We start from the raw sequence: 21,587 nt of genomic DNA, 5'->3' as shown, positions 1-21,587 counted from the left end.
ATACGGAGTCTTTCGGTCATGGTCGATACACGCCCCCTGGCGATTTTTTTGATGGGTCCGACCGCGGCGGGCAAGACGGACACCGCGATCGCCTTGCACGAACGCCTGGGCTGCGAGCTCATCAGCGTCGACTCGGCCATGGTGTACCGCGGCATGGATATCGGCAGTGCCAAACCCAGTGAGCAGGAGCTTGCCCGCGCGCCGCACCGCCTGATCGATATCCGCGAGCCGGAAACGCCGTATTCGGCGGGGGATTTTCGCGACGATGCCCTGAGCGAGATGCGACAAATCACCGCGGCAGGGCGCGTGCCGCTGCTGGTCGGCGGCACCATGCTTTACTACAAGCGCCTTTTCGAGGGCGTCGCGGATCTGCCCGCCGCCGATGAAGCCGTGCGCCGCGAGCTTGCCAAGCAACACGAGGCGCTCGGCCCCGGCGGGCTTCATGCGCTACTCGAAAAGGTCGACCCGGTCTCCGCGGCGCGCATTCACCCCAACGACCCCCAGCGGCTTTTGCGCGCGCTGGAGGTGCACCGCATTACCGGCCGGCCGATGAGCGCGCTTTGGGCCGAGCAGCGCGTCGAAAACTTTCCGTACCGGGTAGTGTCGATAGCACTCGCGCCCGCCGAACGCCACGTGTTGCACGAGCGAATCGCGCGGCGTTTTGAAACAATGTTGTCCGAGGGCTTGATAGACGAGGTGGCCGCCCTCAGAAAGCGGGGTACCTTACACAAGGATCTGCCGGCGATGAAAAGCGTCGGTTATCGGCAGGCCTGGGAGCACCTGGACGGTGAGTACGACCGGCACACGCTTTGCGAGCGCGGCATCATTGCCACTCGCCAGCTCGCCAAACGTCAGCTAACCTGGTTGAGAAGCTGGCCGTCGCTTCACTGGATCGATTCGAGCGCTTCGAGCCTTGACGATAAGGTGCTGAAAATCGTGCGCGAAAGCGGTGCTTAGCGTAAGATAGTGTTTTCGTGGGCGTGTTTTTAAGCGGCCCCGACGACATTCGTAACGCCTGGTTGTCATGCCCGGTTGTAGCAGTTAGCGGTAGCACCTGGTGGTAACATTTAGTTGTAACATCCAGCCTTTCGGGCAATAAGATTGCGGTAGCGCCTTGGCGCGCCATTTAATAACCCACTCCAGACAGTTTAGGGAGAAGCAGCATGTCCAAAGGGCAGTCACTCCAGGATCCGTACCTGAATATCCTTCGCAAGGAACGTATTCCGGTTTCCATTTTTTTGGTCAACGGTATCAAGCTTCAGGGTCAGATCGAATCCTTCGATCAGTTCGTGATCCTTCTGCGCAATACCGTCAGCCAAATGGTTTATAAACACGCTATTTCCACCGTGGTGCCGTCGCGCAACGTACGTTTGCCGGCACAAGACCCGGCCGCCCCTGAAGGCGACCTCTAAGCGGTGGATAGCCTGAAAGACATGAGGTATTGATTGTTTTTTGAACGCCCAGACGCCGGTGAAACGGCGGTGCTTGTTCACGTTGATTTTTATGACGAACAGGCCAGAGAAGACCCGGGTGAGTTCCTCGAGCTTGTACGCTCTGCCGGGGCCGAACCCGCGACACTGCTGACGGCCAGCCGGCAGCGCCCCGACCCGCGCACGTTCATCGGGTCGGGCAAGCTCGACGAACTAAGAGCCATGCTCGCCGCCCACGAGGCGGAGCTTGTGATCTTCAACCACAGCTTGGGCCCCTCGCAAGAGCGTAACCTCGAGCATGAGCTAAAATGCCGCGTGCTTGACCGCACCGGTTTGATTCTCGATATCTTCGCTCAACGAGCCCGTACTCACGAAGGTAAGCTGCAGGTCGAGCTTGCCCAGCTTGAATACATGTCCACCCGCCTGGTGCGCGGCTGGACCCACCTCGAGCGCCAAAAGGGCGGTATCGGTCTTCGCGGCCCGGGTGAAACCCAGCTCGAAACCGACCGCCGCCTGCTGCGGGGTCGCATCAAGGCGATTCACAAGCGTCTTGACAAGGTGCGTAGCCAGCGCGAGCAGAATCGCCGCGCGCGCTCTCGCGCCGAAATTCACAGCGTTTCACTGGTCGGCTATACCAACGCCGGCAAGTCAACGCTTTTCAACGTGCTCACCGATGCTAAGGTGTACGCCGCCGATCAGCTTTTCGCCACGCTCGATCCTACCCTGCGCCGTTTGGAAATCGACGACGTCGGGCCGATCGTGATGGCCGATACCGTAGGCTTCATTCGTCATTTGCCGCACAAGCTGGTCGAGGCGTTTCAGGCAACGCTTCAGGAGGCCGCCGAGGCGTCACTGTTGATTCACGTGATCGACGCGGCGGACCCGGATCGCGAGCTCAGCGTCGAGCAGGTGGACCGCGTGCTCAAGGAGATCGGTGCCGACGATGTGCCGGTACTCAAGGTGATGAACAAGATCGACCGCTTCGACAGCGCCCCGCGCATCGAGCGCGACGACAGTGGCCGCCCGGAAGTGGTCTGGCTCTCCGCGCAAAACGGCCAAGGGCTCGATCTTTTGCACGAAGCGCTCTCGGAGCGTTTGGCTGATGATGTCATCGGGTTTTCGCTGACGCTTTCGCCAGAGCAGGGTAAGCTCAGAGCGGGCCTTCACGAACTCAACGCCGTACGCGAAGAGGCGTTTGATGAAAGCGGGCGCTCGGTATTGGATGTTCGCCTGCCCAGGCGCGATTTTAATCAGTTGATGGCGCAGCTTGGTGAGCGTGCCAATACCTACTTGCCTGAGTCGCTACAAGAGACCGATGAGTGGTAGCGTATTGATAGACACCACGCACGGCACAAGGATTTTTAAAGCAATAATATTATAAGCACGGCGGCCTCGCTCTCACGCGGGGCCGCGTGCAGGTGAACACCTTAGTGGAGACGAAGTATGGCCTGGAATGAGCCTGGTGGTGGCAACCAGCATGACCCTTGGAGCGGCGGTGGCCGACGCGGTGGCAAGGATGACCGTGGCCCGAACGGGGGAGGCAACGGTGGCAATAATGGGGGCAACAACGGCGGCAACAATAATGGCGGAAACAACCAGGGACCGCCGGATTTGGACGAAGCGCTAAAGAAGTTCCAGCAAAAGCTCAACGGCATGCTGGGCGGAAGTGGCAAGAAAAGCGGCAACGGCGGTAATAGCGGCGGCGGCAAGCCGCGCAACTCCTTAGCGCTGCCGGGGCTTTTGATTGTGCTGGCGCTGGCGATCTGGGCGGCCATGGGCTTTTATCTCGTGGATCAGTCCGAGCGCGGCGTTGTGCTGCGCTTTGGCGAGTATCAGGGCATCGTCGAGCCGGGCCTGCAGTGGAATCCGCCCTTGATCGACGACGTGCGTATGGTCAACGTGACCCGCGTGCGGTCGGTATCGCAAACCCAGTCGATGTTGACTCGCGACGAGAACATCGTTGAGGTCGAGATCTCAGCGCAGTACCAGGTCTCCAATCCGCGCGATTTCGTGCTCAACGTGCGTAACCCGTCGCTTTCGATCGAAAACGCGCTGGATTCGTCGCTGCGTCACGTCGTCGGCGGCACCGATATGATCGATATCCTGACCTCGGGCCGTGAGATTCTCGGCAGTTCCGTGGCCAGCCGCCTGCAAACCTACCTGGACGCCTACGGCGCCGGTATTCGTCTGCAGACCATCAACATCGAATCGACGACCGCGCCGGCGCCGGTCATCGACGCCTTTGACGACGTCATTCGTGCCCGCGAGGATCGCCAGCGTACGATCAACGAAGGCATGGCCTACGCCAATGCCATCATTCCGGCGGCTCAGGGCCAGGCGCAGCGTATCGTCGAGCAGGGGCAGGGGTATCGCGAATCCGTGGTCGCCGAAGCCCAGGGTCAGGCGAACCGCTTCACCGCGCTGGTGGGCGAGTACCTGAATGCCCCCGAGATTATGCGTGAGCGTATGTATCTGGACACTCTCGAAGAAGTCTACGGCAACACGCCCAAGGTACTGCTGGACGTCAGCGACAATGCGCCCTTGATGTACCTGCCGCTGGATCAGCTGCGAGGCGGTAGCGGCAGCTCGGGCAACCGAAGCGCCAACGCTTCGAACCAAAACGACGAGCAGATCGATCCGTCGGTGCTCGAAACCCTACGCAACACGCAAGGTAGCAGCAATAGTTCGTCGTCGAACAATGGCACCATTCGCAGGGAGGGCCGCTAAATGATTAACAACCGATCCCTGCTGATCGTTGGTGGCCTGGCCGCCATCGCCTGGCTTGCCAGTAACACGCTCTACGTGGTGGACGAGACCGAGCGCGCGGTGAAGCTGCGCTTTGGTGAGGTCATCGAAGAGAACATTCAGCCTGGCCTGCACGCGAAAATGCCGATCGCCCAGACGATCCGCAAGTTCGATACGCGGCTTTTGACGCTGGACACCGACACCAGCCGTTACCTGACTCTCGAGCAGAAAGCGGTGATCGTCGACTCCTACGTCAAGTGGCAGGTGGTCAATCCGACCCGCTACTACGAGGCGACTGCCGGCGACGAGATGATGGCGATTCGTCTCATTCAGCCCCGCGTGGATGAAAGCCTGCGTAACGAGTTCGGCCGGCTGAACCTTCAGGAAATCATCGCCGAGCGGCGCGACGACCTGATGATCGGCCCGACCGAGGAGCTCGACAACCTCATGCGTGAAGAGCTGGGCGTGGCGATACGCGACATTCGCATCAAGCGAATCGATCTGCCCGACGACGTTTCCGCAGCGGTTTTCCAGCGCATGCGCTCCGAGCGTGAGCGCGAGGCCCGCGAGTGGCGCGCCCAGGGGCAAGAAGAGGCCGAGCGTATTCGCGCCAACGCCGACCGCCGCCGTCAGGTGCTGCTCGCCCAGGCCAACGAGCGCGCCGAAACGCTACGCGGTGAAGGCGACGCGGAAGCTGCGGCGATCTTCTCACAAGCGTACGGTCAGAATCAGGAGTTCTTCTCCTTCTGGCGCAGCCTGAACGCTTACCGCGAAAGCTTTGCCGGCGATGGCAACATGATGGTACTGGAGCCGGATAGCGACTTCTTCCGCTATCTGCGAAGCCCGGATCAAGGCAATGTCGCGAGCCAAAACGGCGGTACGGGCGACGAATAAGCGTTAGCGGTCGCGCCTTGCCGGCGGATAGCCGGCGGGGTTCACCTGACCGCCAAACGTGGTAGACTTAATTGAACCGGGCGTTCGCCCGGTTTTTTTGTGGCCCTCATTTGGCGCGGGTGCGTTTTTGGCCAGGGTGCCAACGACGATTTCATCGAGTCCCGGGGCCTTCATCGTCTTGCAGGATTGTTCACATGACCATCGCTGACCGCTGGCTGCTGCCCGACGGCATGGATGAGGTGCTACCGCCTCAGGCAAGCCGTATGGAAGAGCTGCGCCGTACGCTGCTGGATCTCTATTACGTCTGGGGCTACGACCAGGTGATGCCACCGCCCGTCGAGTTTCTGGACTCGCTGTTGACCGGCACCGGCACCGAGCTCGATCTGCAAACCTTCAAACTGACCGACCAGCTTACCGGGCGCATGATGGGCGCCTCCGCCGACGTGACCCCGCAGGTCGCGCGCATGGACGCCCATTCGCTCAAGCGCCAGGGCCCGGTGCGCCTTTGCTACTGTACCAACGTCCTGCGCGCCAAGGCCGACCAGCATCAGGGCGGGCGCAGCCCGGTTCAGGTCGGCGTCGAACTCTTTGGCCACGCCGGGCTCGAGGCGGACAGCGAGATCATCCGGCTGGCGCTGGCGAGTCTTTCCGCTGCCGGGGCGAGCGAAATTCATCTGGCGCTGGGCCACATCGGCATTTTCCGCGCGCTGGTCGAGGCCGCTGCCCTCGACCGCGACCAGGAAAGCGCAATTTTCGACGCCCTGGCGCTCAAATCTCCGAGCGAGCTTTCCCGCCAGGTGAGCGCGCACGTAAGTGACCCGGTACTTTCCGAGATGTTTCTGGCACTCGGCGAGCTTCACGGCGACGCCGCGATTCTGGCCGAGGCCCGCGAGCGCTTCGCCGGCGCGCCGGCGTCGGTCACCGCCGCGCTCGATCAGCTCGAAGCGCTCAACAAAACGGTGCTCGCTCACTTCGACGTGGCGCTCTATTTCGATCTGGCGGAACTCAGAGGCTACCAGTACCATACCGGCATGATGTTTGCCGCCTACGTGCCAGGCTACGGCCACGCCCTGGCCAAGGGCGGGCGCTACGACGACACCGGCCGCGCCTTTGGGCGGGCCCGCCCGGCGACCGGCTTCTCGATGGATCTAAAGCAGCTGGCAACGCTTGCAGCGGCGGCGAAGGAGCCGGGGTTGATTTGGGCACCGTCAACGGACGACGAGGCGCTTCAAGCGGCGATCGAGTCGCTTCGCCAGCAAGGCGAGCGGGTGATCCAAGCGCTGCCCGGACAGCGCAGTGAACCGGCGGAGCACGATTGTGATCGCCGCCTCGAGTTTATCGACGGTCGTTGGCAGACAACGGCCCTGACACAAGAGACGAGTGCATAATGGGTAAGAATGTCGTAGTCCTGGGCACCCAGTGGGGTGACGAAGGCAAAGGTAAGATCGTGGACCTGCTGACCGAGTCGGCAGCGGCGGTCGTGCGCTTTCAGGGCGGCCATAACGCCGGCCATACGCTGGTCATCGACGGTGAAAAAACCGTCCTGCACCTGATTCCCTCCGGCGTGCTGCGCCCGGGCAAGACCTGCGTCATCGGTAACGGCGTGGTGCTCTCGCCGGAAGCGCTGATCAAGGAAATCCGCGAGCTCGAAGACAAGGGCGTGCCGGTGCGTGAGCGCCTGCGCCTGTCACCGGCGTGCCCCTTGATTTTGCCTTACCACGTGCGCCTGGATCAGGCCCGTGAAAAGGCCCGGGGCGTGGCCAAGATCGGCACCACCGGTCGCGGTATCGGCCCGGCGTATGAGGACAAGGTCGCACGTCGCGGCCTGCGTTTGGGCGACATGCTCCACCGCGAACGTTTTGCCTCCAAGCTCGGCGAAGTGCTCGATTATCATAACTTCGTGCTGGTGAACTACCACGGTGAAGCACCGGTCGACTTCCAGGAAGTGCTCGACAGCGCCATGCAGATGGCCGACGAGCTACGCCCGATGGTCGGCGATACCGTCAGCCAGGTCCACGATCTGCGCAAGGCCGGCGAGAACATCCTGTTCGAAGGCGCCCAGGGCTCGCTTCTGGACATCGATCACGGCACCTATCCGTACGTGACCAGCTCCAATACCACCGCTGGCGGCACCGCCACCGGCTCCGGCGTCGGCCCGCTGTATCTCGACTACGTGCTGGGCATCACCAAGGCCTACACCACCCGCGTCGGCTCCGGCCCGTTCCCCACCGAGCTCTTCGACGACCACGGCCGTCACCTGGCCGAGCGCGGTCACGAGTTCGGCGCCACCACCGGCCGGGCGCGCCGCTGCGGCTGGTTCGACGCCGTCGCGCTTCGCCACGCGGTGCAGATCAACTCCGTCTCCGGCATCTGCCTGACCAAACTCGACGTGCTCGACGGGCTCGAGAACATCCGCGTTTGTGTGGGCTATCGCAGCAAGGATGGCGACGTGCTGGAGAACCCGGTCGATTCCGAAGGCTACGAAGCCGTCGAGCCGGTTTACTTCGATTTGCCGGGCTGGAAAGAGTCGACGCTCGGCGCGAAGAAGGTCGAGGATCTGCCGGCCAACGCCCGCGCCTATATCAGCTACCTGGAAGAGCAGGTGGGCACCAGCATCGACATCATCTCGACCGGCCCGGATCGTAACGAGACCATCGTACTGCGTAATCCGTTCGATGAGCAGTAACGTCTAAAGCGACGCGCAGAGAAAAGCGGGCCCGCAGGGCCCGCTTGATAACGCCGCCGGTTTTCCGGCGGCGTTTTGCGTTTAGCCGATGAGTCCGACTCAAGGACTCAAAAATCGATGCCGCGGCGCGCTTTCAGGCCGTTATTGAAGGCGTGGCGGGTCTCCTGCATCTCGGTGACGGTATCCGCCATGGCGACCAGCTCCCGGTGGGCGTTGCGCCCGGTGATGATCACGGTCTGCTCGCGAGGTCGGTTCTCGAGCGCCGTCTTGACTCGTTCGATCTCCAGATAGCCGAATTTGAGCATGTAGGTGATCTCGTCGAGCACGACGAGATAGGTCTCGGGGTTGGCCAGCATTCGCTCGGCTTCTTCCCAGACCTCGAGGCACGCCTGGGTATCGGTGTCGCGGTTCTGGGTATCCCAGGTGAAGCCGGTCGCCATGATGGCGACACTCAGGTTGGGGTCGTCCTCCAGCCGGTTGCGTTCGCCGCACTCCCAGAGCCCCTTGATGAACTGCACCACGCCCACCTTGTAGCCGTAGCCCAGTGCTCGGGTCACCGTGCCCCAGGCCGCGGTGGTCTTGCCCTTGCCGTTGCCGGTGTTGACCAGGATCAGGCCGCGCTCCTCATCGGCGCTGGCCACTTTCTCATCCACACGGGCCTTGAGTTTCTCCATCGACGCCTTGTGGCGGCTTTCGCGATCGCTCATGTTCGTTTCCTTCGATAGTCAGGCCCGGTCAGGGTAATGGATCGCGGCGGCGTTGGGTATGGCGGTCGCTGCCTCAAAGCGAGTGTGTCGTGGGCAATGGATCGTGACCGGCGTATCGCAACCGGCGTCTGGCTGCTCTAGAATGGCGGGCAACCTCTTGTTAAGGAACGCACCATGCCTTCATTTGATATCGTCTCCGAATTCGATCGCCACGAAGCCGCCAACGCGGTGGATCAGGCCAACCGCGAAGTGGGCTCGCGCTTCGACTTCAAGGGCGTCGATGCAAGCTTTGCCCTGGAAGGCGACAACGTGGCGCTGGAAGCCGAAGTGGATTTCCAGCTCAAGCAGATGCTCGACGTACTGCGCGCCCGCCTGATCGCCCGCGGCATCGACGCCCGCTGTATGGAAGAGAAAGACCCGGTGCTCTCCGGCGTCAAGGCGCGCCAGGAAGTAGCGCTCAAGCAGGGTTTGGACGCGGCGCAAACCAAGGATATCGTCAAGCGTATCAAGGCGAGCAAGCTCAAGGTGCAGGCGCAAATCCAGGGCGAAAAAGTTCGCGTCACCGGTAAAAAGCGCGACGACCTGCAGGCCGTCATGGCGTTGTTGCGTGGCGAAGAGGGCCCGGACCTGCCGCTTCAGTTCGACAACTTCCGCGACTAACATCCAAGAGAGAGGGTTTGTAAGTCCCGACCCGTGCAATTGATTCGCGTCCGGGTCGGCCGGGCCGCGCCAACACAAAAGCGCGTCTCGTCTATACTGGATGTTCCAAAAACAGCGATATGACCAAGCAAGGAGCTATGCAACATGTCCGATCCGCAGCCGGTTTATCTAAGCGACTACCAGCCGCCCGATTACAGCGTGACCCACACCGAGCTGACGTTCGATCTTGACCCTGCTGCTACCCGTGTCAAAGCCCGCCTTTTTATCGAGCGAAGCGCTACCGCCGCTGAAAGCGCGCCGCTGGTGCTCGATGGTGAACACCTCAAGCTGATATCGCTGTCGCTCGACGACCGCGCCCTTGCGCCTGACGACTACGCGCTGACAGACGAAACACTCACAATCGCTCAGGTGCCGGCGCGGTTTTGTCTTCAAAGCGAGGTCGAGATCGACCCGCAAAGTAATACCGCCCTGGAAGGGCTCTACCAGTCCAGCGGCATGTACTGCACCCAGTGTGAAGCCCAGGGCTTTCGCCGAATTACCTTCTACCCGGACCGCCCGGACGTCATGGCCACGTTCAAGGTCACCGTGATCGGCGATGAAACCCGCGAGCCGGTACTGCTTGCCAACGGCAATCCGGTCGAGAAGGGCCAGCGTGAAGGGGGGCGCCACTTCGCGGTCTGGGAAGACCCGCACCCAAAGCCCTGCTATCTGTTCGCGCTGGTCGCCGGCGACCTGCACAAGGTGAGCGATACCTTCACCACTCTGAGTGGTCGCGAAGTCGCCCTCGAGATCTGGGTGGAAGAAGAGAACCTGAACAAGACCGAGCACGCCATGGCCTCTCTGAAGCGCGCCATGGCTTGGGACGAGCAGGCTTACGGGCGCGAGTACGACCTGGATCTGTTCATGATCGTGGCGGTGAACGATTTCAACATGGGCGCGATGGAGAACAAGGGCCTCAATATCTTCAACTCGGCGGCGGTGTTGACCCACCCGGATACCGCTACCGACGCGACTTTTCAAACCGTCGAAAGCATCGTCGCCCACGAGTACTTTCACAACTGGTCCGGCAACCGGGTCACCTGCCGCGACTGGTTTCAGCTCTCGCTCAAAGAGGGTTTCACCGTCTTTCGCGACCAGTGCTTCTCCGCGGACACCAACTCCGCGCCGGTCAAGCGCATTCAGGACGTATCGTTTTTCCGCACCGCCCAGTTCGCTGAGGACGCCGGCCCCACCGCCCACCCGGTGCGCCCGGACCACTATATCGAGATCACCAATTTCTACACCCTGACGATCTACGAGAAGGGCGCGGAAGTGGTGCGCATGCTGTGTAACCTGATCGGCGAAGAGGCGTTTCGCCAGGGCTCGGATCTTTACTTCGAGCGCTTCGACGGCCAGGCCGCCACCATCGAAGACTTCGTTGGATGCATGGCCGAGGTCTCCGGCCAGGATCTTTCGCAGTTCATGCGCTGGTACGGCCAGGCGGGCACGCCGGAGATCGACGCGTTCGGCGAGTACGACTACGTTCACGGCGAGTACCACCTCACGCTTCGCCAGCGCACCCCGGCCACTCCCGGCCAAACCGATAAACAGCCGCTGCATATTCCAGTGCTGATGGGCCTGGTCGGCACCAAATCCGGCCAGGATCTGACGCTGACTCTTGAAGGCGAGTCGCTTGGCAAGCAGGGCGTGGTGCATCTGACCGAAGACGAGCAGACGTTCGTGTTTGAACACGTGGCCGAGGCGCCGGTGCCGTCGCTTTTGCGCAACTTCTCCGCACCGGTCACGCTGCACTACCCGTACTCCCGAGAGGATCTGGCGTTCTTGCTGACCCACGACAGCGACGGCTTCAACCGCTGGGACGCCGGCCAGCGCCTGTCGATGTTGGCGCTGGACGATTTGATCGCCGCGCACCGAAACGGCGTCGAAAAGGTCATGGATACGCGGGTGGTCGAGGCGTTTCGCGCGCTGTTGACCGAGGAGCAGAACGACAAGGCGGTACTGGCCGAGATGCTCACGCTGCCTACCGAAGCCTATATCGCCGAGCAGCAGCGCATCGTCGATGTCGACGCCATCCATAACGCCCGCGAATTCATGCGCCAGTCGCTGGCGCTGGCGCTTCGTGACGAGTTCATCGCCACCTATGAAGCGAACACCCAAGACGAGCCCTACGCGCCGACGCCGGAGCAGATTGCCACGCGCAGTCTGAAAAACGTAGCGCTTGCCTACCTGATGTCGATCGAGGATGAGAAGGGCGTGAAGCTCTGCCAGGCGCAGTTCGAGGCGGGGCTCAATATGACCGACGTGCGCCAAGCGCTGACGCTTTTGGTACACAGCGACCGCGACGATCTAGCGACGCCGGCGCTCAAGGCGTTCGGCGAGCAGTGGGCGCACGATTCGCTGGTGATGGATCAGTGGTTCACGGTGCAGGTCACGCGCCCGCAGCCCGATGTACTCGATCGCGTACGTTATTTGATGGACCACCCGGCGTTTTCGATCAAAAATCCCAACAAGGTGCGCGCGCTGATCGGCGCGTTTACCCAGAACCGGATCAACTTCCACCGTCTCGACGGCCAGGGGTACCGGCTTTTGGCCGACGTGGTCATCGAGCTCAACCGCCTGAATCCGGAAATCGCCGCGCGTTTGATCACGCCGCTGACGCGGTGGCAGCGTTTCGACGAGCCGCGCAAGGTACTGATGCGCGACGAGCTCAAACGAATCAGCAGGGAGCCGCTCTCCTCCAACGTGTTCGAAGTGGTGGAGAAGGCACTGGCCTAAAAGGGCGAACCAACCATGGAAAGGAAACCGCCGGTGACAGACTCGCAAAAGCGTTACTTACTGATCGTGAACGGTAAATCCTCGGGTGATCCGATGCTTCGCGAGGCGGTCGTAGCCGAGCGGAAGGCGGGAAAAGAGATCACGGTGCGCGCGACCTGGGAAGGCGGTGACGCCGCCGAGTTCGCCGAAAAAGCCGTCGATGACGGTATGACCCACGTGATCGCCGCCGGCGGTGACGGTACGGTCAACGAGGTGGTCAACGGGCTGATGCGCGTGGTTCACGACCGCCGCCCGGCGCTGGGCATCGTGCCGATGGGCAGCGCTAACGACTTCGCCACCTCCGTAGGGCTGCCGCTGGAGCCGGGCCCGGCGCTGTCGGCAGCGCTCGCTTTTGACGCCTCACCGATCGACGTGGTGCGTATGACCGCAGGCCAGGGCGGCGAGGCGGAGATCAGCTACTATATCAATATGACCACCGGCGGCTTCGGCGCCGAAATCACCTCGACCACGCCTAAGATGCTCAAGCGTATGCTCGGCGGCGGCGCCTACTCACTGATGGGGGCGCTCAAGGCCTGGCGCCACCAGAGCTATCGCGGCACGCTGCACTGGCAGGAGCACGAACAGAGCGAGTCGCTTCTACTGTTGGCGCTGTGCAACGGCCGCCAGTCCGGCGGTGGCCAGGTGTTGGCTCCACGCGCCAGGCTCGACGACGGCCGCCTCGACGTGCTGCTGGTCAAGGATTTTTCGTCGGTATGGGAGCTGCCCACGCTGATCGGTGAGCTGCAGAGTTTTCCCGCCGAAGGGCGCTACGTGCGCTACTTCACCGCGACGAAGCTCTCGGTCACGACCAAAGCCGACGATGCGCCCTGGCCCTTGACCCTGGACGGCGAGGCCCGCCACCACGAGCGCTTTAGCGTCGAGGTCGTGCCGCTGGCGCTAAGCGTTTTGTTACCCGAGGGCTGCACATTGCTGGCCGCCAACGACCACCCCTGATAACCCATATTGAGCCTATCAATAGCGCCATCACGCATGGCCACCAAAGGAGAGTAGCCCGATGGTAAATCGCATGTGGATTCCGCTGCTGGCAAGTTTGGCGCTCGTGCTGAGCGCCTGCGGTGATAGCCAGGAAGAGCCAACCGTCGAGCCGGAATCGACGGATAGCGCTGTTTCCGATGACGAGGTCATCGAGAACGAAGAGGCGCCCCAGGCCGCCGAGAACGCCGCCAACATGCCCGACCCCGGCGAAATGGAGGACGAGTTAGAGGCGCGCCAGGCCGCCGAGGAGCTCGAACAGGCCGAGGCGCTCGACGCCGAAGGCGCCGAGCCGACGGTCGGCGAAGAGGTGCAGGCCGGCGAGGATACTCTGGCCGCCGACCCGGAAGAGGCGCTCAATGAAGAGAGCGCTATGCCCGGTGAAACCACCCGCTCCGATGTCGACGAGGTGATCGCCGAAACCGAGCGCCGCTTCGAGGAGGCTCAGCGTCAGCTCGAGCAGCAGTTCCAGGAAGTGGAAAATCAGACGCCGGAACTCGAGCCCATGGAGAGCGAAAGCTTCTCAAGCGATTGGAAAGTCGAAAGCAGCCTGTCCGAAAGCGAGCGCCAGGGCGAAAACCTGGACGCAACCGACGTCGATGTCATGATCGAGGATACCGAGCGGCGTTTCGAAGAGGCGCAGCAGCGCTTGAACGAGCAGTTCCAGGAGATGGAGCGCGAGCGTAGCGCCGGCGCAACGAGCGCTGCGACGTTGGGTAGCAGCGCCCGCCAGCCGGGTAGCGACAACTCGATGCTCAGCACCGCCGCGATCGCCGGCGCCGCGGCGGTAGCTACCGCGCTCATCACCAACCGCGGCGGCGACGATAACGATGACGACGACCGACCCGCCGCGCAGCAAAGCGCGACTCAAGGCGAGGCGTCCGATCCGGATGTCGATTCGTCATCCAATGCCCCGATGAGCGACGGGGCAGAGAGCACCAACGCCGATGCCGCTTCTTCGAGCGAGTCGGCAAGCGATGCCGCCCCGTCAAGCGAAAGCGAGGCGAACGCGCCGGCACCTACTGAGCTGCCTGGTGCGGGTAAAACCGATACTGAGGCCAGTGCTGATACCCCCGCGGCGCAAACCGAGCAAGCCGCGGCGGCCCCGGGTGGCACTACGGCTCAGGACGCCGCCGGTGAAGAGCAGGGTGACTCGAACGCGCCAAGCGACGACACGGCGCAAGCGCCTGCCAGTAACGAAGGCGCCGAGGCGACGCAAACTGCGGCCGAGAACGAAGAAGCCGCCGCCGCGCTGGAATCAAATGAAGCCGGCGAAATGGACGATGGAGAAACAAACGACACCGAGGCGGAAGGTGACGAGCGCGAAAGCGAGCTTGAAGAGCCAAGCGCCGCGCAGTGATGCGGCGGCTCATGAACCGATATTTAGGCAATAAAAAGGCCCGCAAGAGCGGGCCTTTCTCTTCGCGCGCCGATCAGGAAACGCGAATGTTGGAAGCCTGAAGGCCTTTTTTACCTTGCGTGACTTCAAAAGTGACTTTTTGACCGTCCTGCAGGGTCTTGAAGCCTTCAGCCTGAATTTCTGAGAAGTGTGCGAAAAGGTCGTCACCGCCGTCATCCGGGGAGATGAAGCCATAACCTTTCGTGTCGTTGAACCACTTGACGGTACCAGTTGCCATCTTTCGTTTCCTTAACGAGCTTTTAATAATTAGATAGGCTTCTTTAGAGCCTACAAAAATTACTGTAGAAGTAAAAAAACGGGTCGTCCAGTGACGACGCAAGGATTCTTTTAACGCAAAGAGCGCCGCTTTATGAGCCCTGTTACGCTGGTGGATGCCCAATTCATTCCCTTTCTGATCGCGATCACGCTGCTCTCGATCACCCCCGGCGTGGACACGCTGCTGGTGATTCGCAATACCGCCCGCGGCGGCGTGCGCGACGGCGTCGTCACCAGCCTTGCGATCTGCTGCGGGCTTTTTGTGCACGCCACGATTTCCGCGCTCGGTATCTCGCTGATCCTGCTGCAGTCCGCGATGGCGTTCAACCTGCTCAAGCTCGCTGGCGCCGGGTATCTGGTGTGGCTGGGCATCAGCAGCCTGCTGGCGGCAAAACGCGGCGTGGCGCTGCCCGTCGGGGCGTTTGATCAGCCGCGCTCACCACCGCACTCGCAAGTAAGGCTGTGGAAGCCGATTCGCGAAGGGCTCTTGTCCAACGTGCTCAACCCCAAAACGGTGGTGTTCTATATGGCGTTTTTGCCGCAGTTCATCGCCCCCACCGAGCCCGCGCTTTTAAAGTCGCTGTGGCTTGCCGGCGTGCATTTCGTGATTGCGAACGTCTGGCAAATTGGCGTGGTGCTGCTGGTGGGAAGTGCTGGGCGGCTATTGGCCAGCGCCCGTTTTGCGCGGGTGCTCAATGCCACGACCGGGGCGGTGCTGGTGATTTTCGGCCTGCGCCTGGCGCTCGAGCAGCGCCCGGTCTAACCGGGCGCTGAAGAACGGGGAAAGGTGCGGTTAGCGAAGCGTGAGCAAGGCGCGGTCGTAGCGCATCTGCTGCTCGTTATCGCTCAAGAGCGTCACGCCCTGGCTGTCGCCGCCCCGGGCCAGGCTTTCGAAAATCACCCGGTAGCTCAGCACCGCCTGAACGTAGTCGCGGGTTTCGCGAAACGGAATGCTCTCAACGAACAGGTCGAATGACTCCACGCCGCTGCCCAGCCACTGATCGACCCGGCCGGGGCCAGCATTGTAGGCCGCCGTCGCTGCCAGGCGGTTACCGCGGTAGCGGTCGAGCTTCTCGCGAATATAGGTGCTTCCCAGGCGAATATTGAGCTCAGGGTCGAGCACGCCATAAGGCCCCGGGTCGGCAAGGCCGAGCTGGCGGGCCACTTGGGCGGCGGTGCCCGGCATCAGCTGCATCAAGCCGCGAGCGCCAGCGGGCGAGAGCGCCACCGGGTTGTAGGCGCTTTCCCGGCGGGTGATCGCCATCAGCAGGTAAGGGTCGACCCCGTTCTGGTTGCCCCAGCGCATGAAACTTTCGCGGTAAGCCGGCGGGAAGCGCCAGTCAAGCGCGTCCCACATTTCCCCGGCGATGGTGGTTTGCACCAGCCGCGCGTACCACTGACGCTGGGCGGCGTAGTCCGCCAGCGCCCGGGCCTCCAGCGGCGTCGATGTGCGCGCCGCGTAAAGCCACTCGCTGTTGGCCAGCCCGTCTTCGCCGATGCGCAGCAGCGCCTCGGTGCGCTGTACCACCGGAAGGTTTGCGGTGCGCTCGCGCGAAACCTCGTCGAAGTAGCTGATCTCGTTGTTCAGCCGGTAGGGAATGCCGAGCTTTTCCGCGGCGGCGAAGCCGTAAAAGCTGCGATCCAGGGCTGCCTCGCGATAGCGCGCCTCGGCGGCATCACTATTACCCAGCTGCTCGTTGGCCCGGGCCAGCCAGTACTGCCAGCGGCTGCTCTCCTGCTGGGTCGGCGGCATCTGGGCGATCCAGCGCATGACGTCCTGCCACTGGCGATCCTCGAGCGCGCGGCGCACGCGAAGCTCGAGCACCCGCTCGCTGCCAAGCGACGGCAACACGCTGTCCACCCAGCCAAGCGCGCCGGGCACGCTTCGAACCAACGCGTAAAAGGCGAGCTCCTCTTCGATGACGCGCTGCGCCTCGCTATCGAGCGCCAGCCGGGGCGATAAATTCTGCCAGGCGCTCAGCGCGGCGGGCGTGTTTTCCTGAACATAGCGCTGCATGCCGGCCTGATAGAACGCCGCGCTCCCGGCGCACTGCGGCCCCAGGCACGCCGGCGCCTGAGCGATCATCGAGGCGCTGCGGTTGGTAGCCTCCACGGTGTCGATAGCGCTTTGCCACTGCCCGCCGAGCAGGCCGTTGAGATAGTTCGAGAGCCCGATATCGCCAGCCTGCCACGCCAGCATCTTGCGCTCCCATACCGCCTGGTCATCGATGGTGCCATCGGCGCGCAGGCGATTGAACAGCGTGTCGCAGGCGTCGGGCTGGGAACTGCCGGTGCGCCAGAGATCGAGCCCCGCGGCGCGCGCTTCCATCGGCGCCCGGTCCAGCAGCGCCGTGTAGTAATAGCACTGGCGGGCGGTGCCGTCGGGCACGCCATCGGCGATAGCCAGCAGGTCGTTGTAGCGCCCGGCGTAGCCGTAGTTGGCGATCGCCTGGCCGCGCATCCACTCGGACAGCGGCGAATCGCTGTAGCGCTGGAGAAAAGCCTGCACCTCGCCGGAGGAGACGTTGGGAAGGCGCCCGCGCAGGCGGTGATACTCGACGTAGCCTTCGAGCACGTGGCCGGCGATGGCGCGTTCGTCGACGCGCTGCCACTGCTGCTCGCGGGCGGCGTTGAGTGCCGCGCTCATTTGGGCGTCCGTTGCCGCCAGACTCGGCGTGGCAACTCCCTGGGCGGCTAAACCGACGAGCGCGGCGACGCCCAGCGCTTTAAGGCGAAAACGTAATCGCAAAACCGGCATGGCTTCCTCTCTTTGAACGGGTGGCGCTGACTACTAGGGCATTGAGCGTCTATAGTGGACCATAACGGCGCCGCTTGCCCCTACAATCAAAGGACGTGACGCGTTGATCTGCATTTTTAACAGGGATGGATACACATGGCACGATGGATGAAAGGGTGGTGGCTCGCACGCTTGAAAGGCCGCGTGGGGGCGTTTAAGCGTATCGCGCGGGCGTTGAAACTGTTCTTCCCCATGACCCGCGATGTTCTAAGCGGCCGGTACCGCCCGGTGCCCTGGTCGGCGTTTGGCATGATGGCGCTGGCGATTGGCTATCTGATCATGCCCTTCGATTTGATTCCGGATTTTCTCTTTCTCATCGGCGTCGTCGATGACGCGCTGATCATCGGCTGGCTTCTGGATCGTATCGACCGGCGCCTGATCGGCTACCGAGCGTGGAAGTACGGCGACCCGGAGCCCGTGGACGCCTAGCGCTTGCTTGGTATCGATGTGTTCTTGAAATCATCCGGCCTGGCCCCATATTGACCTTCACATAAACGTTCGCGCTGAGCAGAGCGCATTGGTAACGCAGCAACAGGCAATAGAGGGCTACGCATGAGCACGGCAACCCAAGAAGAAACGCTTGGTTTTCAAACGGAAGTCAAACAGCTTCTAAACCTGATGATCAACTCCCTGTACTCCAACCGGGAGATCTTTCTCCGCGAGCTGATTTCCAACGCCGCGGATGCCTGCGACAAGCTTCGCTATGCCGCGCTCGACAGCGACGCGCTGTACGAAGGCGACAGCGACCTGCGTATCGAAATCGAGCACGACACCGCCGCCAACACCGTGACGCTGCGCGACAACGGCATCGGCATGAATCGCGACGACGTGATCTCGAATCTGGGTACTATCGCTCGCTCCGGCACCGCCGAGTTCATGCAGCAGCTCACCGGCGAGCAGCAAAAGGACGCCAAGCTGATCGGCCAGTTCGGCGTCGGCTTCTACTCCGGTTTCATCGTCGCCGATGAAGTGGTCGTGCGCACCCGCAAGGCGGGCAGCGAGAAAGGCGAAGGCGTCGAGTGGCGCTCCAAAGGCGAAGGCGAGTTCAGCGTCGCCGATCTTGAGCTCGACTTCCACGGTACCGAAATTACTCTGCACCTCAAAGAGGATGCCAAGGAGTACGCCGACGACTACCGCCTGAAGGGGCTGGTGCGCAAGTACTCGGATCATATCGAAGTGCCGGTACGCATGCCCAAGGTCGAAACCGCCAAGGATGATGAAGGCAACGAGATTGAAGGCAGCGAAGTTACGACCTGGGAGACCATCAACGAAGCCACCGCGTTGTGGGTGCGTCCGAAATCCGAGGTGAGTGAGGACGAGTACAAGGCGTTCTACAAGCACGTTGCCCACGATTTCAGCGACCCCTTAACCTGGAGCCACAACAAGGTCGAAGGCAAGCTCGAGTACACGAGCCTTCTATACGTGCCCGGCCGTGCGCCTTTCGACATGTTCGAGCGCGACGGTGCCCGCGGCGTGAAGCTCTACGTGCAGCGCGTGTTCATCATGGACGACGCCGAGCAGTTTTTGCCACTCTACCTGCGCTTCATCAAGGGCGTGCTGGATACCCGCGATCTGTCGCTCAACGTGTCGCGTGAAATTCTTCAGCAGGACCCGAAGGTCGAGAAGATCAAGGGCGCACTCACCAAGCGCGCGCTGGACATGCTCAAGAAGCTCTCCAAGGACAGCGAGCAGTACCAGACGTTCTGGAACACCTTCGGCAGCGTGTTGAAGGAAGGCCCGGGCGAAGATCCCTCCAACCGTGAAAACATCGCGGCACTGCTGCGCTTCGCCTCGACCCATACCGATACCGCCGCTCAGGATCAGTCGCTGGCTGGCTACATTGAGCGCATGAAGGAAGGCCAGCAGAAGATCTACTACGTGGTCGCCGATAGCTTCAACGCGGCCAAGAACAGCCCGCACCTCGAAATCTTCCGCAAGAAGGGCATCGAAGTGCTGCTGCTATCTGATCGAATCGACGAGTGGCTGATGAGCCATTTGACCGAGTTCGACGGCAAGTCGTTTGCCGATGTGGCCAAGGGCGAGCTCGATCTTGGCGATGTGGAAGACGAAGAGGAGAAGAAGGCCCAAGAAGAGACTGCCAAGTCGAAGGAGGAGCTGGTCAAGCGGGTAAAAGAAGCGCTGAGCGACGGCGTTCAGGAAGTGAAAATCACCCACCGCCTGACCGACTCCCCGGCCTGCGTGGTGCTGCCGGAGCACGAAATGGGCTACCAGATGCGCCGCATCATGGAAGCCGCTGGCCAGCCGATGCCCGAGGTGAAGCCGATTCTCGAGCTTAACCCGGATCACGCCCTGGTAACGCGTTTGGAAGGTGCCGACGGCGAGCAGTTCACTCAGCTGGCGCACATTCTACTCGACCAGGCGATCATCGCCGAAGGCGGCCATCTCGATGACCCGGCGGCCTACGTCAAGCGGTTGAACAGCGTTCTCACCGCCTGATCGGCTTTCGCGTAACGCGGCCCGCCTTTTGGCGGGCCGTTTTTTTTAGCGGTAGAAAACAGGCCGTTATCCAACGTCCCGGTCAAAGCGATAAGTGATAAAGTAGCCGGATCGCCCGAAAGAGTAGGACAACGTCATGGCTTTGGAGCAGATCAAGGTTGCGGTGCTCGGCGGCGGAAGCTTCGGCACCGCGCTTGCCAGTATCGCCGCCGACAACGGTGCCCGCGTGTGTCAGTGGATGCGCGACGCGGCGCTGGTCGAGCAGATCAACACCGAGCACCGAAACGGGCGTTACCTGCCCGACTACGCGATCAACGAGGCGGTCACCGCCTCGACCAACATTCGTGAAACGGTCGAAGGCGCGGCGCTGGTGCTGGTCGCCATTCCCTCAAGCGCTTTTCGCCAGGTCGTTCGCCAGGCCAAACCGTGGCTCAAAAAAGAGCAAATTCTCGTCAGCACCACCAAGGGCATCGAGCAGGAAAGCTTTCTGCTAATGAGCCAGGTGCTGGAGGAGGAGACCGGCTCCGGTCATGTCGGCGTGATCGCCGGCCCCAATCTTGCCTCGGAAATTGCCGACAAGCAGCTGACCGCCACCGTGGTGGCAAGCCAGGACCCGCAGACCCGCACCCGCGTTCAGCAATTGCTGGGCTGCAGCTACTTTCGCGTTTACGCCAGCAACGACCGCCACGGTGTGGAGCTTGGCGGGGCGCTGAAAAACATTTACGCCATTTCTGCCGGGATGGCGGCTGCGCTTGGCATGGGCGAGAATACCCGCAGCATGCTGATGACACGGGCGCTGGCGGAAATGGGCCGCTTCGCCGTCGCCCAGGGGGCGAACCCGATGACCTTTCTGGGCCTGGCCGGCGTTGGTGATCTGATCGTGACCTGCTCGTCGAAGCTTTCGCGCAACTACCGCGTGGGCTTTGCCATGGGCGAAGGGCGCACGCTACAGGAGGCGATCGACGCGCTGGGCCAGGTAGCGGAAGGCGTCAACACGGTCAGGCTCGTGCGCGACAAGGCGCGGGAGATGAACGTCTACATGCCGCTTGCCGAAGGGCTCAACCGGGTGCTGTTCGAAGGCGTGGCGCCCAAGGAGATGGCCGGCATGCTGATGATGAACGAACACAGCAGCGACGTGGAGTTCGTGCTGCCCCGCGAGGCCGTCCATCAGGCCCATAGCGAAACCGGAGGCGACCATGGCCGGTGATAGCCGCCTTCTGATCATGCGCCACGGCGAAGCGGGGGTTGGGCGGGTCGATCACGCGCGCACGCTGACCGCGCGCGGCGAGCAGGAGGCGGCGCGCATGGCCGGCTGGCTCGCCGCTCAGAACGATTTAGGCACGGTCAGGCTCTGCGCGAGCCCCTACCGGCGCGCCCAGCAAACCGCGGCCGCGGTGAGCGACGCGCTCGGCGTGCCGGTCGAAACATTATCAAACATCACGCCCGACGATACGCCGCGGGCGGTCAGCGACTGGCTGCTGGCGCAGCCGGAAGGCGAGACGATCATGCTAGTAAGCCACATGCCGCTGGTCGGCGCGCTGTGCGGCTATCTGGTCGAGGGGCTCGAAACTCGTGGCCCCGGCTTTGCCACCGCCGCGCTCGCCGAGCTCGAGGCGCCGGTATGGGCGGCGGGGCTTGCAAGGCTTATTCGCTTTACTGAGCCCGGCCAGCTTTAGCGCGGCAGCGCCAGAGACCAAAACGGCGGCCCGAGGGCCGCCGTTTTAGGGTT

General features: G+C 62.3%; 19 protein-coding genes. 16 read left to right on the top strand and 3 right to left on the bottom strand.

All coding sequences use genetic code 11. From position 1 onward, the window contains the following. Positions 1-18: 18 nt before the first annotated feature. The 7 genes from miaA to ACGLWX_RS02365 all read left to right on the top strand — a co-directional run bounded on the left by miaA (position 19) and on the right by ACGLWX_RS02365 (position 7,755). Entirely contained in the window at positions 19-957 is a 939-nt protein-coding gene (gene miaA / locus ACGLWX_RS02395; RefSeq protein WP_396237001.1) for a tRNA (adenosine(37)-N6)-dimethylallyltransferase MiaA, read from the top strand. Between the two features lie 206 nt (positions 958-1,163). Then, positions 1,164-1,412 carry an RNA chaperone Hfq gene (gene hfq / locus ACGLWX_RS02390; RefSeq protein WP_252107481.1) on the top strand — a complete coding sequence of 83 codons (249 nt, stop codon included), beginning with the start codon at positions 1,164-1,166 and terminating at the stop codon, positions 1,410-1,412. Positions 1,413-1,445: 33 nt separating this feature from the next. Further along, a complete protein-coding gene (gene hflX, locus ACGLWX_RS02385) occupies positions 1,446-2,756 on the top strand; it encodes a ribosome rescue GTPase HflX (RefSeq protein ID WP_396236999.1) in 1,311 nt (436 codons plus the stop codon). A gap of 117 nt (positions 2,757-2,873) precedes the next feature. After that, the gene (gene hflK, locus ACGLWX_RS02380; protein WP_396236997.1) at positions 2,874-4,157 is read left to right on the top strand and encodes an FtsH protease activity modulator HflK; all 1,284 of its coding nucleotides are present in this window, start codon (positions 2,874-2,876) and stop codon (positions 4,155-4,157) included. After that, complete coding sequence (hflC, locus tag ACGLWX_RS02375; protein ID WP_396236995.1) at positions 4,158-5,069, top strand: protease modulator HflC; 912 nt, start codon at positions 4,158-4,160, stop codon at positions 5,067-5,069. 194 nt (positions 5,070-5,263) lie between these two features. After that, on the top strand, positions 5,264-6,457 hold the full coding sequence (locus ACGLWX_RS02370) for an ATP phosphoribosyltransferase regulatory subunit (protein WP_396236993.1): 1,194 nt from the start codon (positions 5,264-5,266) through the stop codon (positions 6,455-6,457). Continuing rightward, positions 6,457-7,755 carry an adenylosuccinate synthase gene (locus ACGLWX_RS02365; RefSeq protein WP_396236991.1) on the top strand — a complete coding sequence of 433 codons (1,299 nt, stop codon included), beginning with the start codon at positions 6,457-6,459 and terminating at the stop codon, positions 7,753-7,755. Before ACGLWX_RS02370 ends, ACGLWX_RS02365 begins: the two co-directional genes overlap by 1 nt. Positions 7,756-7,862: 107 nt before the next feature. Here the strand turns inward: ACGLWX_RS02365 and cobO are convergent, their stop codons facing one another. After that, on the bottom strand, positions 7,863-8,462 hold the full coding sequence (gene cobO, locus ACGLWX_RS02360; protein WP_396236989.1) for a cob(I)yrinic acid a,c-diamide adenosyltransferase: 600 nt from the start codon (positions 8,460-8,462) through the stop codon (positions 7,863-7,865). Between the two features lie 174 nt (positions 8,463-8,636). Between cobO and ACGLWX_RS02355 the strand changes: the two genes are divergently transcribed. The 4 genes from ACGLWX_RS02355 to ACGLWX_RS02340 all read left to right on the top strand — a co-directional run bounded on the left by ACGLWX_RS02355 (position 8,637) and on the right by ACGLWX_RS02340 (position 14,289). Beyond that, on the top strand, positions 8,637-9,122 hold the full coding sequence (locus tag ACGLWX_RS02355) for a YajQ family cyclic di-GMP-binding protein (protein ID WP_263584340.1): 486 nt from the start codon (positions 8,637-8,639) through the stop codon (positions 9,120-9,122). Positions 9,123-9,266: 144 nt separating this feature from the next. Then, positions 9,267-11,897 carry an aminopeptidase N gene (pepN, locus tag ACGLWX_RS02350; protein WP_396236987.1) on the top strand — a complete coding sequence of 877 codons (2,631 nt, stop codon included), beginning with the start codon at positions 9,267-9,269 and terminating at the stop codon, positions 11,895-11,897. A gap of 33 nt (positions 11,898-11,930) precedes the next feature. Then, complete coding sequence (gene yegS, locus ACGLWX_RS02345) at positions 11,931-12,890, top strand: lipid kinase YegS (RefSeq protein ID WP_396238166.1); 960 nt, start codon at positions 11,931-11,933, stop codon at positions 12,888-12,890. A 61-nt stretch (positions 12,891-12,951) separates the two neighbouring features. Further along, on the top strand, positions 12,952-14,289 hold the full coding sequence (locus tag ACGLWX_RS02340) for a hypothetical protein (RefSeq protein WP_396236985.1): 1,338 nt from the start codon (positions 12,952-12,954) through the stop codon (positions 14,287-14,289). Positions 14,290-14,362: 73 nt separating this feature from the next. Here the strand turns inward: ACGLWX_RS02340 and ACGLWX_RS02335 are convergent, their stop codons facing one another. Further along, positions 14,363-14,566 carry a cold-shock protein gene (locus tag ACGLWX_RS02335; RefSeq protein ID WP_252107491.1) on the bottom strand — a complete coding sequence of 68 codons (204 nt, stop codon included), beginning with the start codon at positions 14,564-14,566 and terminating at the stop codon, positions 14,363-14,365. Positions 14,567-14,698: 132 nt separating this feature from the next. On the opposite strand from ACGLWX_RS02335, the gene ACGLWX_RS02330 reads away from it, so the two are divergent. Further along, positions 14,699-15,367, top strand: a complete 669-nt coding sequence (locus ACGLWX_RS02330) for a LysE family translocator (RefSeq protein WP_396236983.1) — start codon at positions 14,699-14,701, stop codon at positions 15,365-15,367. Between the two features lie 30 nt (positions 15,368-15,397). Here the strand turns inward: ACGLWX_RS02330 and ACGLWX_RS02325 are convergent, their stop codons facing one another. After that, positions 15,398-17,362: a transglycosylase SLT domain-containing protein gene (locus tag ACGLWX_RS02325; RefSeq protein ID WP_396236981.1), complete on the bottom strand. Its 1,965-nt coding sequence runs from the start codon at positions 17,360-17,362 to the stop codon at positions 15,398-15,400. Positions 17,363-17,497: 135 nt separating this feature from the next. On the opposite strand from ACGLWX_RS02325, the gene ACGLWX_RS02320 reads away from it, so the two are divergent. The 4 genes from ACGLWX_RS02320 to sixA all read left to right on the top strand — a co-directional run bounded on the left by ACGLWX_RS02320 (position 17,498) and on the right by sixA (position 21,534). Further along, positions 17,498-17,830, top strand: a complete 333-nt coding sequence (locus ACGLWX_RS02320) for a YkvA family protein (protein WP_252107494.1) — start codon at positions 17,498-17,500, stop codon at positions 17,828-17,830. Positions 17,831-17,953: 123 nt separating this feature from the next. Beyond that, positions 17,954-19,858, top strand: a complete 1,905-nt coding sequence (gene htpG / locus ACGLWX_RS02315; protein ID WP_396236979.1) for a molecular chaperone HtpG — start codon at positions 17,954-17,956, stop codon at positions 19,856-19,858. A 136-nt stretch (positions 19,859-19,994) separates the two neighbouring features. Continuing rightward, positions 19,995-21,065, top strand: coding sequence for an NAD(P)H-dependent glycerol-3-phosphate dehydrogenase (locus tag ACGLWX_RS02310; RefSeq protein ID WP_252107496.1), 1,071 nt, complete (start codon positions 19,995-19,997; stop codon positions 21,063-21,065). Then, a complete protein-coding gene (gene sixA, locus ACGLWX_RS02305; protein ID WP_396236977.1) occupies positions 21,055-21,534 on the top strand; it encodes a phosphohistidine phosphatase SixA in 480 nt (159 codons plus the stop codon). The genes ACGLWX_RS02310 and sixA overlap by 11 nt, the downstream gene beginning before the upstream one ends. The last annotated feature ends 53 nt before the right edge of the window (positions 21,535-21,587 follow it).

This window comes from Halomonas sp. HMF6819, from assembly GCF_044335525.1.
GTDB lineage: Bacteria > Pseudomonadota > Gammaproteobacteria > Pseudomonadales > Halomonadaceae > Vreelandella.
This window is presented reverse-complemented; position numbering and strand designations above follow the sequence as displayed.